Source organism: Parapedobacter sp., assembly GCF_053550995.1.
The window spans coordinates 19,822-33,054 of record NZ_JBMQOC010000081.1; the positions used below are offsets into that span (position 1 = coordinate 19,822).

Genomic DNA, 13,233 nt, shown 5'->3' on the forward strand with positions numbered 1-13,233 from the left:
GATTGCTTGGATTGAATTCCATGTGTCGTTTTTTTTGTGAAACACAAATGTAGGGGCCTCCGGCCAAAGGCAAGAACATTTCAGGCAATAATTGCCGTTGTAAAATAAAGCAATCGCATCGAATTGGAAAGTTGAAAGTGCTTAAGCCCCAATTTGCATCCGAAAATTAAAGTCTTATCTTTACTCCGCTTTGGGTCAAAACCCCGATGAAAAGGTTCCATGAGGCCGTTAAGAATAGATTATTTTTGAATGAAAAGAGTAGCCATTTTGTTATTATTGATCGCTGCGAAATCGGGTATTTGCCAGCAGGCTCCCGATGTGGCTGTAACGAAAATCTGGGACGAAGGCGGGCATAACGCGTTTACCGATCTGATCCGCTTCAATGGGAAATTCTATTGTTCTTTCCGCGAAGGCGCGTCCCATGTGCCCCATGGGCAGGGAACCGATGGTGTGGTGCGGATCATCAGTTCGGTCGACGGGAACCGTTGGGAGAGCGTAGCGGTTTTGGCAAAGGAAGGAGTGGACTTAAGGGACCCAAAACTTTCCATCACGCCGTCGGGGCAGCTGATGGTGATGATGGGCGGCTCGATCTACGAAGGGCAGAAGCTCAAGGGCTTCGCCCCGCGGGTGTCGTTTTCCGACAAAACAGGCATGCATTTTTCCCACCCGGACGATGTTGTTTTTGAGGACGGATCCGAGGCTTCGGGCAGCTGGATTTGGCGCGTTACCTGGCATCGTGGCGTGGGCTATGGCATCGACTATGGGGGCGGCTCCGGCGAAAACGGCGGGGCATCGGCGTTATACCTTGTTTCGACAACCGATGGCAGGCGGTTCAAAAGGGTGTCGGCGCTCGATTTGGACGGCTCGCCGAACGAAGCGACCATACGGTTCCATAAAGACGGCACCATGCATGTGCTCATCCGCAGGGAGGCCGGAGATCGGAAGGCGGTAATGGCTACCAGCCGGGCACCATTCACTTCATGGGCTTATGAGAAATTGGCTTATCAATTGGGTGGCCCCAATTTCCTGTTCGATAAAAAGCAGCGGCTGGTGGTAGGCGGAAGGTTATACGAGCCGGAAGCGTACACGGCTATCCTGACCGGTGATGCGGCCACAGAATTGAAAGAAGCCGTACACCTGCCCTCCAAGGGCGACAACAGCTACCCCGGGATGGCCATCTATAAGAATAAACTGTGGTTTTCCTATTATTCATCGCACGAGGGCAGGACAAGTATTTATTTCACAACGGTACCGTTGGAGGGCCTTTGGCGGAAATGAGTGTCTTCGTGGGCATGAACCGAAATGGGCTGATCCGTTATGGCTTTTTCTTTTCCGGACTGGTGTGTTTCGCATTGGGGGTTGCCATTTCCGTGAAAATGCAGCACCTGGGCCTGCACCCCTGGGACGTTTTGAATATTGCCCTTTTCGACCGCTTCGGGCTCTCGCTGGGTACATGGACGGTAATCATCGGCCTGATATTGATCACCGTATCCCTGTTCGCCGGTCGGAAATATGTGAACCTCGGAACGTTTCTGAATGCTCTGCTCATCGGCCCCATTATGGATATCTTTCTGTGGCTGGATATATTGCCTGCCCCCAGTTTTGGCTGGACGGATTACCTCTGGCTATTGGTGGGAATCGTCATCGTGGGCACGGGTGGCGGTTTGTATGTATCGGGCGGGATTGGGGCTGGGCCGCGCGATGGCTTTATGCTTTCCATGGCCGAAAGGACCGGGCTTTCGGTCAGTAAAGCGCGCATGGTCGTTGAATGTACGGTGCTGCTCGTCGCCTACCTGCTGGGAGGCCCCGTTTTCCTGATGACTTTTCTTTATACCTTTATCATGAGTCCCGTTTTTCAGTTTTCACTGAAATTCTTTACACGATTGAAAAATGAACTGTGTGGTTCGAGCGATGGGGATGTAAACGGCGAAAAGTAGGGGATGTCTCCCTAGTTCGGTTATAACAACCCTTCGTCTTTTAGTTTCGCAATTCGCTTTAACTCCTTTTGGAAAGTGGAAGAGAAAAATACTTCAAATCCCATTGTCCAATTCGGATTCGATTTTAGCAAGGGCTTGCTTCGCCGGTTGTAACTTCACTTTTCCTGCCTCCCAATCCTTGATTTCCTTAAAGGTTTTTTTGAATCGCTGATACAAAACCTCGTCTTCTTTAGTCAATTCAGCTTGTTGGTCGACCCTGTATTTCAAACCGAACCGGTTTAGGATTTCTTTCAATACTGGGAGATCCTTTTCGTTATCGATATTTACCAACAGTGTAGTCATTGTCTATTTCCTTTCTACTTCGTCTTTGTGCACTGTAGCGTGCATGAAGACGAAGCTATAACGCTTAGCAAATATAAGAAAAGTATTAGACTTAAAAGTAAGAGATGGTTGGACTGAATTGATTTACGTATATTTTTATAAATTGCGGCCGCTTGATATGAACAGCTAATCTGATGGAAGGAATAGGCATTATACAGGGCGGGATCGCCGAAGATCACCGGGGCAGCATTCGGTTTGTCAATGATTTTGATGCAACGGCGGTGAAACGATTTTATATCATTGAAAATAAGGATACGGAAACCATCCGCGGTTGGCGGGCACACCGCATTGAGCAACGCTGGTTCTACGTACTGGATGGTGCGTTTTCCATGAAAACCGTTAAGATAGACGACTGGAACGGACCGTCTAGAGCGCTAGCCGTCGAAGAAACGATGATGCGGGCCGGGGAACAGCGGGTGGTACACGTCCCGGTAGGGTTCGGTACGGCCTTCCAAGCGTTGGAGCCGGGCAGCAGGCTATTGGTGTTCGCCGATTACGGTATTGAGCATGCCAAGAACGATGATTACACCTATCCGGCAGATTATTTTATTCGAGGCAACGCCCAATCGTCCTAACCAATTCCCAGTCATTGCCCATTTCGAGGGCAACCGATGGCGTGATTTAGCGTGTATTGTTGAATATTATGCTAATTTTAACGAATGATGGCTAACGGTAACCGCTTATATTTGTTTTTCGCCCCCATGGGTGTGCGTTAATGCTTAACTGATGAACCCATTTGCCTACAAGGAAAAGATGAATTTGAAGCCCACCTTTTTAATCGCTTTGCTTCTTATCGGTTTGGTGTTTCGTGCAAATGCACAACAGCGGCCGAATATCGTGGTTTTCATGGTTGACGATATGGGTTGGATGGACACCTCTGTTCCGTTTGGCGATAGTGCCACGGCATTGAACAAGCGGTACCATACGCCCAATATGGTCCGCTTGGCGCAGGAAGGCATTAAATTCACCAACGCGTATGCCACGCCGGTATGCACGCCGACCCGCATCAGTATGATGACCGGCATGAATGCGGCCCACCATGGCGTAACGAACTGGACCTCGCCTATGGCCAGCCGGAATACAGACGCGGAAGATGACCAATTCGAACCCGCCCCTTGGAACATCAATGGGCTGAGCAACAGCCCGGAGACGCCACGGACGGTATATGCCACCACCTTTCCGCAATTGCTCAAAGAGGCGGGATATTACACCGTGCACGTGGGTAAGGCGCATTGGGGCTCCGCCGGTACACCGGGGGCCAACCCGCTCAATCTGGGGTTTATGGTCAACGTGTCCGGGCATTCGGCGGGCCATCCCCAAAGCTACCTGGGCGAGCACAACTACGGCAATATGCCACGGAAAGCCCAGATGCAGGCCGTGCCCGGCCTGGAGGAATATTACGGTACCGATACCTTCCTGACGGAAGCATTGACGATGGAAGCACTGAAGGCCATCGAGGTCCCTATACAGCGGAAGGAGCCTTTCTTGCTGCACATGGCACACTACGCTGTGCACACACCGATTATGGCGGATCACCGCTTTCTACAGAAATACCTCGACGCCGGCCTTGATTCGACCGAGGCCAGCTACGCTACGTTGATAGAGGGCATGGATAAGAGCCTGGGCGATATCATGGACTACCTGACCGAAAAGGGCGTCGGGGAAAACACCATCATCCTGTTCATGAGCGACAATGGGGGGCTGAGCATGGTCCCGCCGCGCTCGGGCGAGGAACATAGCCACAACCTGCCCCTGAAGGCGGGCAAGGGGTCGGTGTACGAAGGGGGGATACGGGAGCCGATGCTGGTGAAATGGCCCGGTGTGGTGCGCCCCGGGTCGGTGGCCGGACAACCGGTCATCATCGAGGCCTTTTTCCCCAGTATTCTGGAAATGGCCGGCCTTGAAAGTTACCAGACGGTTCAGCAAGTTGATGGAAAGAGCTTTGTGCCCATGTTGAAAAATCCGCAAACGACGGCCCAGGAAAGGACCTTCATATGGCATTATCCCAATAAATGGCAACCTAACGATAACCTGGGTATCAACTACAAGTCGGCTATCCGCAAGGGGGATTGGAAGCTCATCTACCACATGCGGGATGGCCGTAAGGAGCTTTACGACCTCAGCACGGATATCGGCGAAACGCAAAACCTGGCCCAAGGCAACCCCGAGGTTGTAGAAAAGCTATCCGCTATCTTGGCCGGCCAATTAAAGAAATGGAAGGCGCCCATGCCCGTGGTAAAGCGCACCGGCCAACCGTTGACGATGGAACCTTTATCTGGCGACGCCACCGACCTACTTTTTTATGATGAGCCGGCCCAAGTCTGGACGGAGGCACTGCCCCTGGGGAACGGGTTTATGGGGGCGATGGTTTTCGGCGACCCGAAGCACGGGAGGATACAATTAAATGAGGTGACGCTCTATTCGGGCGACCCGACCGCCACTTACAAAGTGCCCTCCATGGAGGCGTACGGTGATACGGTTTCCGCCCTGCTGGATGCGGGCAAATATGCCGAAGCGCAGGCAGTGATAAGCGAGCAATGGCTGGGGCGTGCCCAGGAATGCTACCAGCCCATGAGCGATTTGTTCCTGGATTTCACGTATGGGGGGGAAGTGGATCATTTCCGGCGCTATTTGGATATCTCCAAGGCCATTGCCGGGGTCGAGTATACCGTCAACGGGACGAAATACGAGCGCCAGGTATTCACATCAAATCCCGACCGGGTGTTGGTGCTCAGGATGAGCGCTGAGGGTGCCGGTAAGATCAACGGCAGCATAAGGCTATCCACGCCGCATGGACCCACCATGCAGATCGCTTCGGAGGGGAACCATTACCTATTGAATGGGCGCGCGCCCGGATTTGTTTTGCGGAGGACGCTGGACCAGGTGGAAAATGTGGGTGACCAGCGGAAATACCCCGAGATTTTCCATGCGGACGGGTCGCGGAAGCCCCACGCGAAGCAGGTGCTGTATGCGGATGAAGTGGACGGGCTGGGGATGTATTTCCAGAATAGGGTGACGTTTGAACACACGGGGGGTGCGATGTTCATCGAAGACGGTGCCATCACGGTTAAAGACGTCCAGCAATTTACGTTGTACCTGACAGCGGCCACAAGCTTCCAGGATTTCCAGACCAGCCCGGCCCTGTTCCCAACCCTTGCCGCCGAAAGGACCGGGCAGCAGATGGCGAAGGTACGGCATTCGACCTATCATGACCTGCGCCAGCGCCATATCGAAGACTATACGCGTCTATTCGATCGCGTTGATTTCCGTTTGAACGAACAGTCGCCCCGGTCGGTGCTACCGACAGACCAACGTATCCTGGAATATGCGAAAGGGGGGGACGAGGACCTGGTTGCCTTATTTTTCCAATATGGGCGATACCTGATGATTTCGGGCTCCCGGGAAGGGGGGCAGCCACTCAACTTGCAGGGCATCTGGAATGACAAGATCATACCACCCTGGGCAAGTGCCTATACCATGAATATCAACCTGGAAATGAATTATTGGCCGGCGGAGGTAACCAATCTCTCCGAATGCCATCGGCCGCTTTTCGATGCGGTGGAAGAGTTGGCGGTAAACGGAGCGGAGGCGGCCTCCAGGATCTACGGCGGCCAGGGCTGGATGGGGAACCACAACATGAGCATCTGGCGGCAGGCCGATCCGGTGGATATATGTCCCTGTTCATTCTGGCCAATGGTCGCCGGATGGCTTACGAGCCATCTATGGGAGCACTATCTTTTTACCGGCGATACGCTGTTTCTGGAAAATGAGGTATACCCGTTGCTGCGGGGTGCCGTGGTTTTTTACAAGGACTGGCTCATACCCAACGATGAGGGCTACCTGGTTACGCCGGTGGGGCACTCGCCCGAGCAGCGGTTTTTATATGGTGAAGGGAAAAGCGCCACGCTGAGCCCCGGCCCGACCATGGACATGGCCATCATCCGGGAAAGCTTCGCCCGGTATCTCGAAGCCTTGGAAATCCTGGGTATCGATGACGGGCTCGAACCGGAAATTGCCGCGAAGTTCAAAAAGTTGCTGCCTTACCAAATCGGAGCGTTCGGCCAGCTCCAGGAGTGGCAGTTTGATTTCAAAGACCAGGATATCCACCATCGCCATGTGTCGCACCTCTACCCATTCCACCCCGGCAACCAGGTTACCCCGAGTACAAATTTGACATTGGCGAAGGCGGTAAAGCGCGTATTGCAGCGCCGGGGCGACCAGGCTACGGGTTGGTCGATGGGGTGGAAAGTGAACCTCTGGGCACGTTTGTACGATGGGGATAAAGCGCTGTCCATATTGTCGAAGCTGATCCATCTGGTGAAGGAGAATGATCCTGCCTATGCCGGCTCGGGCGCTTACCCCAACCTGTTCGATGCGCATCCGCCATTCCAGATCGATGGGAATTTCGGGGCGGCGGCCGGCATCGCGGAAATGTTGGTGCAATCGCACGACGGATACCTCCATCTGTTGCCTGCTTTGCCGGGTAAATGGGCGAGCGGTCGTGTTGAAGGGCTAAGAACGAGGGGCGCCTTTGAGGTGGATATTTACTGGGACAACCACGCGCTGGCATCGGCCACCATTACCGCCCATAACGATGGCGTGCTGCCGCTGAAAAGCCCCGTGCCCTTGGCGATAGAAGGCGGCGTTCTATTAACGGACAAGGCCATCAATCCGTTGATGATGCCGATCCGGACCGAGGAATACCTTGATCATTCGGAACAGGAGTTAGCGGAGTTGGACCTGCAAGAAACGTATACCTATTTTTTGCAAACCAAAGCCGGGGAACGCATTACGGTGTCTTCGCGGGTGAACTGATCGCAACATGTCCGATAGTGCCGGAATGGCGACCCAAGTCGGTCATTGCGGTTGGTTTCTGTTTGTATTTACTTTCCATTGATGTGATTCATCCTCGAATAGCTCTTTCCCCCAGATAGGTAACTCCTTCTTTAGGCGGTCAACGACTTCTTCGCAAGCACTGATGGCAGCACTACGATGGGCAGATGAGGCAAATACAAACAGACATATTTCACCCACATGAACAGTTCCCAAACTGTGGTAAACGTGCATACATGTCAAATGGTATCTGTCAAATATCGATTCCCTTATTTCTGCCATTTTCACATTGGCCAAATCTCCATAACAAGAGTACTCGATCGAGGAAACCGTTTTGTCTCCTACTTTATCGGCCCTTACCTGCCCGAGGAAGATGCTATGGGCGCCAATACCGTTTTTAGAGGCGTGTTTGGCGATACGATCCGCAATAAACACGGGTGCGATAGCACCTTCAACAAATATATCCTTTTTCCCTTTATCCATTATTACCCTGCACCAGGGAGTTTATACCCCCCATTAAATTACTTATCTGACTACTATTTCCAATTTTCTCAACGAGTAAAGTTCCTGCTGCCAAACTGCGCACCCCCGATTGGCATACCACAACAATATGTTTCTTGTTTAATAGATGTAATTGTTCTGATAATCTTGAAAGGGGGATCTGAAGGTGGCTGAATGCCAATTTGGGGAGCTCTTCAGGATTTCTGACGTCCACGACAAGCACATCCGGCTGATGGTGGATAGCTAATAAATCTGCCCCGGTAATGGGTTGTACTGCGCTTGCCTTTAGTCCACAGTATACTTCATAATCGATCGCTTTAAACGCTTCCAAAGAAGCGGGGAAGAATACGTCGTAGGGCAAAGTAGGCGGAATATCGAATACCCATTGTCGGTTGTCAAGTAGGTTGATGGTCATCAGCTTGTTGTGAAGGGGTTGTCCGATACCCGTGAGTAGTTTAATGGTTTCGGTGGCCTGTAGGGTGCCGATGATGCCGGGCAATACCCCAAGAACGCCCGTAGCATTGCAGTCGGGAGCATCCAACGGACTTGGCGGGGAGGGAAACAAATGCCGATACGTCGTCTTTACACCTTTCTCGTCGGCTACATTAAAAACAGCCACTTGGCCCTCATATTGATAGATGGCTCCAAAGACCAGGGGCTTGTCTAGAAGCCTGCAGGCATCGGCGAGTAGGTACCGGGTTGCAAAATTATCCGTACAATCCACGACGACGTCATACGGCTCGATGAGGTCAACGGCATTATCGGCCACTAAGAACAGGGGGTGTTGGTGTATGGAAACTTCGGGGTTGAGCAGCCTGAGTTTTGCAGCGGCAACAGTTGTTTTTAGTAGACCTACGTCGTTCGTAGTATACAACACCTGACGTTGAAGATTGCTGAGCTCGATATGGTCGTGGTCTACAATGCCCACGGTGCCTACGCCAGCGGCGACTAGGTACTGCATTGTCGGGCAGCCCAAACCACCGGCACCGATGATTAAGATCTTGGCTTTTTGGAGTTTTGATTGTCCATCGTGACCAAAACCGTTCAGCCTGTAATGCCTGGAGTAGCGATCGTTGTTTTCCACGGTTATCCTCCTGAGTAGGGCGGCATAATGGCCACGACATCATGTTCCTTTAGCAAGGTGTTTTCTTGGATGATCGTATGGTTTACCGCCAATAATAGCTTGCGATTGGCCAACTCACTGTTTTTTTCAATCAGCAGAGCCACTAGGGTATCGGTGTCGGGGGCCTGGGCATTAAATTCTTTTTCCAAAATCTCTGTAACCGAACCAAATGTTAATACGTTTATTGTCATCTCTTATTACGTAAAACGATCTATCGAATACGATTTAAATGTTTTCAATTCTTCACCTGTAACGGTGCGTAGGGCACCTCCACTATGGGTAGTCGTACCACTGTATATCCTTCAGCGGTTCGCGCCTCATTTGGGCCCGTGCATCGAGGCTTGACGGCGAGTAGTATTTTTCCAGGTAATCCAGGATATTTTTTTCATTTTTCCCCAAATCCCACAAATTCTGTTCTTTTTGCATCCATCGTATTTTGGCTACCCACCCGTCTCTCGTGAACCGATTTTCTTTGATCAAGTCAGTGGTATGGCAAGCCGAACAATTGGCCACTACGAGGGCCAGGTTGGTGTCAATTACCAGTCCGGTGTGGGGGTCATAATGCAGCGTATCCGCCAAAGGAGTCGTGGTAGTGGTGTCTGCAGCCGTTTGGTTATTTCGTAAATCTGATACGCAGGAAATACCTAGGGCAATTAGCAAGGATGCGGCTACTGTACGGATGGCTCTACATCTGTTCATGATGATACGGCTACTTTTACAGCGATTCGGTGGCATGCATTGTTTAGGTAGCCCTTCGGATTCCATTGGGGCATCACCATCGGTTGCGATACCCCTTTGGTATCGGTAGCTTTTACCCATACTTCGTAGTACCCATTTTGGGGGAAATCGATTTTTGCTGACCATTGCTGCCAGGCAAGCCTATTTTTTGGCGCATTGAGACTGGCTTTCTGCCAGGTGCAGCCATAGTCTATCGATATGTTGACTTCTGTTACTTCGAGGTCTCCCGCCCACGCATGGCCCCTTACCGAAAGCACCCTGCTGGAGGAGAGGACGGCGCCGGATTTTGGGTGACTGATCAACGACTTCACCGGCATAGACTCGATGATACGGAAGTTTTTATCCGTGACTTCGATTTCTTCACCGGGTTGGATGGGCATAACCGGTACACGATAGCTAGATCCCCCCATCTTAGGTCCATCGTGTACGATGTTGCGGACCGAAATGGTATGTAACCATTTGCCCGATGTGGATGCGGGCCACCCGCCGATGACCAAGCGGAGAGGAGCCCCGTGGACCAATGGGATATCCTGCCCATTCACTGCCCAAGCAACCAGGGTTTCGTCTTCCAATGCCTTTTTAATGGGAACGCCTCTCGAAATAACGACTTTCCCAGCTTCGCGACTCAGGTGGAGGTCCTTTCCATAATAGCCAATGTAAACGGCATTATCCTTTAGTCCTACATCGGCAAGGATATCTTTTAACCTTACGCCCGTCCATGCAGCACAGTGTATCCCGCCCTGGGTCCATTGGTTTCCAGAAGCGGGAGGGTAATAACCCGATCGTCCATTGCCACCGCACTCCAATACCAATTGATAGGTATGGTGCTTGAACCGTTGTTTAAGCTCGGCAATGGTATACGTGCGCTTTTGCTTTGCCGACTCCCCTTCGATGGTGAGCGTCCATGCCGACGGATCGACTGATTCTTCCGAAGGAGGAAGACCGTTGTTACGGACGAACATCTTGTCAACGGGGGTCACCGGGTCATCCAAAAGATGTGCCGGGGCTTCCATGTTCAACGGACGATCGCTCAGGACAACCATTCCCGGGTCTTTTCCATCAATCGGGTCACCTAGTAGCGGCAGTGGTGTCACCTTTGCCGGTATGTTTTCGGCGAACATTACGTGGGTGCCTACGAGACTCGCTAAAGTGGCGAGTGCGCTTTTTTTAAGAAAGCCCCTTCTATTATGATAATCGTTCATCGCGTTATTATGATCAACACTTCGTTTACAAAATCAACATTTAGTGGTGGTGTAAATATAGCATGTTTACATTCATTAGAAAAATGGGATATCACTATCCAACAACCGATCGTCGATGCTGGATGGGGGGGGTACCGTGGAATACTACGTGGGCGCACGACCGAGTGATGGCGACATTCATTTGAAATAGTTAGTTTTGTTCGTTGCGTAAAACACATCTATGACCCAAAAATGCAGGGAGTATCGTATGACAACGATTCGAATATTATATGTATGGATGGCTTGTTGCCTGCTGGTGCGGGGGGCGTATGCCGACACGTACTATGTGGATGCGCGGGATGGAGACGACCGCTCCTCGGGCCGGGATTCCATCGGGGCGTGGCGGACCCTCGGCCGCGTGAACCGAGCCACTTTCCAGCCGGGCGACACCTTGTTGTTCCGCGCGGGCCGCATTTACGAAGGCCAACTCAAGCCTCAAGGCGCAGGCTCGGAAGCACAGCCCATCGTGGTAGCCAATTACGGTGAAGGGTACAAACCGCGTTTGCAGGCGCACGGCCGCTTCCTCGCGGCCGTACATCTCTATAACGTATCGGGGTGGCAACTCTCGGGCCTCGATATCTCCAACCATGGGCCCGAACGGGAGGCCGGCAGGGCCGGGGTCATCGTCGAAATTAAGGACTTCGGCGTGGCGCGCGCCATCACGCTCCGCGATTTGGATATACACGACGTCAATGGCAGCCTAGTGAAGGACGAAGGCGGCGGCGCGGGCATCATCGTTAAAAACGGAGGCCGCGATACCCCCTCGTGGTATGAAGGGCTCACCATCGAACACAACACCATCAAACGTACCCATCGCAACGGCATACTCATCAACGGATACTGGAACCGCGACAATTGGCATCCCAGCCTTGCTGTCGTCATCCGCCATAATCTGTTGGAAGGTGTGCCGGGTGATGGCATCGTGCCCATTGGTTGCGATTCGGCACTGATTGAGTGGAACGTGATGCGCGATTGCCCGCGGTTGCTGCCCGATGGCGAAGCCGCCGCTGGGATATGGCCCTGGAGCTGTGACAACACGGTTATCCAATTCAACGAGGTGAGCGATCACAAAGCACCGTGGGACGCGCAGGGCTTTGATTCGGATTGGAATTGCCGCAACACGCTCATCCAATACAATTACAGCCACGATAACGAGGGCGGGTTTTTATTGGTATGCAACGACGGGAGTGCCAGCCCCCGATCGAGCGTGGGCAACACCGGCACCATCGTGCGCTATAACGTGAGCGTGAACGATGGCGGTCGCGTTTCCGGAAAGCATGCCGGTTTTTCACCGGTGATCCATCTGCCGGGGCCGACCTTTAACACGAAAATATATAACAACGTATTGTTGGTGCCGGCCCACCGGCATCCCGATGCTGACAGTACGTTGATCGCTTTTGACAATTGGCACGGCTATCCCGACAGTACGTTGATCGCTAATAATATTTTCTATGCGCTGTCGCCGGTTGATTATGCGGACGGGAAGGCCACCCGGACTTTTTATAGGCACAACCTGTACCATGGTAAGCATATTGCCCGACCCGACGACCCGGCACCGGGATTGGGCGACCCGCTTTTCGTCACCTTGGAAAAGGTGGGGCATCCGGGCATGGATGCGCTGAGGGAGTTTTTGCTGAGGAGCGGAATACGATAAATTAGACGCGACAAATTAGAAGTTGCATTACCTAGTAACTTTATCTAAGTTTGCTAGCATTAAAAGTGAATTTTACAAACAAATGGATAAATTGACCAACACATTGCCAACCTATCTTACGAAATCTGTTCAGTGGGGCGCCTACGCGCTTACGGCCGTTATAGCCTTTTGGAGCTGTACCGACGAAACGCGCAAGTGCGACCCGGCGACCACGTACCAGTACACGGCCATGACCGACTCGCTGGCGGCCGGCCTGAAGTGGCCGGAAGACCTGGATATCCGCGTGTTTGCGGATGCCGCGTTGGTGCCGAGCCCCGCATGCATGGCTGTTTCGGCGCTGGGCGACGTATATGTGGGCGTAGACAAAATGGGGTCCCTGGGCAAAGACATGGGCTACGGTGCGATCGTTAAACTCATCGACTGCAATGGCGATGGCATCCTCGATACACATACCGAATTTGCCAGGGTGGATAATCCACGTGGTATCCTGGCCATGGGCCATAAAGTGTTCGTGCTGCATACGCGCTTTTCGGCCGAGACGGAAAAAGCCGAGAACATGGACCTGATCGTATTTGAAGATAACGACAACGACGGGGTGGCCGATAGTGCTGCACAGCCGCTGATTACCGGCTTGAGTAACCCCACCTACCTTGCCGAGCGGGGTACCGACCATGCCACCAACGGCATCCAACTGGGTATCGATGGCTGGATATACATTGCCGTGGGCGATTTCGGCTTCCATCATGCGACGGATCGTGCCGGCACCAAGCTGACCATGCTCGGCGGTGGGGTGCTGCGCGTGCGGCCCGATGGCACCGAGATGGA

Annotated in this window: 12 protein-coding genes; 6 read left to right on the plus strand and 6 right to left on the minus strand. The window is 52.5% G+C overall.

Annotated features, from left to right (window positions below):
- Positions 1-249 precede the first annotated feature (249 nt).
- Positions 250-1,278 carry a sialidase family protein gene (locus tag ACO1NT_RS11340; protein WP_449048740.1) on the plus strand — a complete coding sequence of 343 codons (1,029 nt, stop codon included), beginning with the start codon at positions 250-252 and terminating at the stop codon, positions 1,276-1,278.
- Positions 1,275-1,937, plus strand: a complete 663-nt coding sequence (locus tag ACO1NT_RS11345) for a YczE/YyaS/YitT family protein (protein ID WP_449048741.1) — start codon at positions 1,275-1,277, stop codon at positions 1,935-1,937. Before ACO1NT_RS11340 ends, ACO1NT_RS11345 begins: the two co-directional genes overlap by 4 nt.
- A 93-nt stretch (positions 1,938-2,030) precedes the next feature.
- Here ACO1NT_RS11345 and ACO1NT_RS11350 read toward each other — a convergent pair whose 3' ends face one another.
- Positions 2,031-2,279: a hypothetical protein gene (locus tag ACO1NT_RS11350; RefSeq protein WP_449048742.1), complete on the minus strand. Its 249-nt coding sequence runs from the start codon at positions 2,277-2,279 to the stop codon at positions 2,031-2,033.
- Positions 2,280-2,452: 173 nt separating this feature from the next.
- Between ACO1NT_RS11350 and ACO1NT_RS11355 the strand changes: the two genes are divergently transcribed.
- Both ACO1NT_RS11355 and ACO1NT_RS11360 read left to right on the plus strand, forming a co-directional pair.
- Complete coding sequence (locus ACO1NT_RS11355; protein WP_449048743.1) at positions 2,453-2,893, plus strand: WxcM-like domain-containing protein; 441 nt, start codon at positions 2,453-2,455, stop codon at positions 2,891-2,893.
- A gap of 151 nt (positions 2,894-3,044) precedes the next feature.
- Positions 3,045-7,133 carry a glycosyl hydrolase family 95 catalytic domain-containing protein gene (locus ACO1NT_RS11360; protein WP_449048744.1) on the plus strand — a complete coding sequence of 1,363 codons (4,089 nt, stop codon included), beginning with the start codon at positions 3,045-3,047 and terminating at the stop codon, positions 7,131-7,133.
- 42 nt (positions 7,134-7,175) lie between these two features.
- On the opposite strand, the gene ACO1NT_RS11365 is transcribed toward ACO1NT_RS11360, so the two are convergent.
- The 5 genes from ACO1NT_RS11365 to ACO1NT_RS11385 all read right to left on the minus strand — a co-directional run bounded on the left by ACO1NT_RS11365 (position 7,176) and on the right by ACO1NT_RS11385 (position 10,715).
- Complete coding sequence (locus tag ACO1NT_RS11365) at positions 7,176-7,634, minus strand: molybdenum cofactor biosynthesis protein MoaE (RefSeq protein WP_449048745.1); 459 nt, start codon at positions 7,632-7,634, stop codon at positions 7,176-7,178.
- Positions 7,627-8,736, minus strand: a complete 1,110-nt coding sequence (locus ACO1NT_RS11370) for a ThiF family adenylyltransferase (RefSeq protein ID WP_449048746.1) — start codon at positions 8,734-8,736, stop codon at positions 7,627-7,629. The genes ACO1NT_RS11365 and ACO1NT_RS11370 overlap by 8 nt, the downstream gene beginning before the upstream one ends.
- Positions 8,737-8,738: 2 nt before the next feature.
- On the minus strand, positions 8,739-8,966 hold the full coding sequence (locus ACO1NT_RS11375) for a MoaD/ThiS family protein (protein ID WP_449048747.1): 228 nt from the start codon (positions 8,964-8,966) through the stop codon (positions 8,739-8,741).
- A gap of 82 nt (positions 8,967-9,048) precedes the next feature.
- On the minus strand, positions 9,049-9,474 hold the full coding sequence (locus ACO1NT_RS11380) for a hypothetical protein (protein WP_449048748.1): 426 nt from the start codon (positions 9,472-9,474) through the stop codon (positions 9,049-9,051).
- Complete coding sequence (locus tag ACO1NT_RS11385; protein WP_449048749.1) at positions 9,471-10,715, minus strand: sulfite oxidase; 1,245 nt, start codon at positions 10,713-10,715, stop codon at positions 9,471-9,473. Before ACO1NT_RS11385 ends, ACO1NT_RS11380 begins: the two co-directional genes overlap by 4 nt.
- A gap of 247 nt (positions 10,716-10,962) precedes the next feature.
- Between ACO1NT_RS11385 and ACO1NT_RS11390 the strand changes: the two genes are divergently transcribed.
- Both ACO1NT_RS11390 and ACO1NT_RS11395 read left to right on the plus strand, forming a co-directional pair.
- Positions 10,963-12,408, plus strand: coding sequence for a right-handed parallel beta-helix repeat-containing protein (locus ACO1NT_RS11390; protein ID WP_449048750.1), 1,446 nt, complete (start codon positions 10,963-10,965; stop codon positions 12,406-12,408).
- A gap of 82 nt (positions 12,409-12,490) precedes the next feature.
- Positions 12,491-13,233, plus strand: a 743-nt coding sequence (locus ACO1NT_RS11395) for a DUF7133 domain-containing protein (protein ID WP_449048751.1), incomplete at its 3' end; no start/stop codon positions are given.

Bases quoted from the DNA above. Each gene is read 5' to 3' on its own strand.
- ACO1NT_RS11340 (WP_449048740.1), top strand. From the start codon at position 250: ATGAAAAGAGTAGCCATTTTGTTATTATTGATCGCTGCGAAATCGGGT.
- ACO1NT_RS11345 (WP_449048741.1), top strand. From the start codon at position 1,275: ATGAGTGTCTTCGTGGGCATGAACCGAAATGGGCTGATCCGTTATGGC.
- ACO1NT_RS11350 (WP_449048742.1), bottom strand. From the start codon at position 2,279: ATGACTACACTGTTGGTAAATATCGATAACGAAAAGGATCTCCCAGTA.
- ACO1NT_RS11355 (WP_449048743.1), top strand. From the start codon at position 2,453: ATGGAAGGAATAGGCATTATACAGGGCGGGATCGCCGAAGATCACCGG.
- ACO1NT_RS11360 (WP_449048744.1), top strand. From the start codon at position 3,045: ATGAACCCATTTGCCTACAAGGAAAAGATGAATTTGAAGCCCACCTTT.
- ACO1NT_RS11365 (WP_449048745.1), bottom strand. From the start codon at position 7,634: ATGGATAAAGGGAAAAAGGATATATTTGTTGAAGGTGCTATCGCACCC.
- ACO1NT_RS11375 (WP_449048747.1), bottom strand. From the start codon at position 8,966: ATGACAATAAACGTATTAACATTTGGTTCGGTTACAGAGATTTTGGAA.
- ACO1NT_RS11380 (WP_449048748.1), bottom strand. From the start codon at position 9,474: ATGAACAGATGTAGAGCCATCCGTACAGTAGCCGCATCCTTGCTAATT.
- ACO1NT_RS11385 (WP_449048749.1), bottom strand. From the start codon at position 10,715: ATGAACGATTATCATAATAGAAGGGGCTTTCTTAAAAAAAGCGCACTC.
- ACO1NT_RS11390 (WP_449048750.1), top strand. From the start codon at position 10,963: ATGACAACGATTCGAATATTATATGTATGGATGGCTTGTTGCCTGCTG.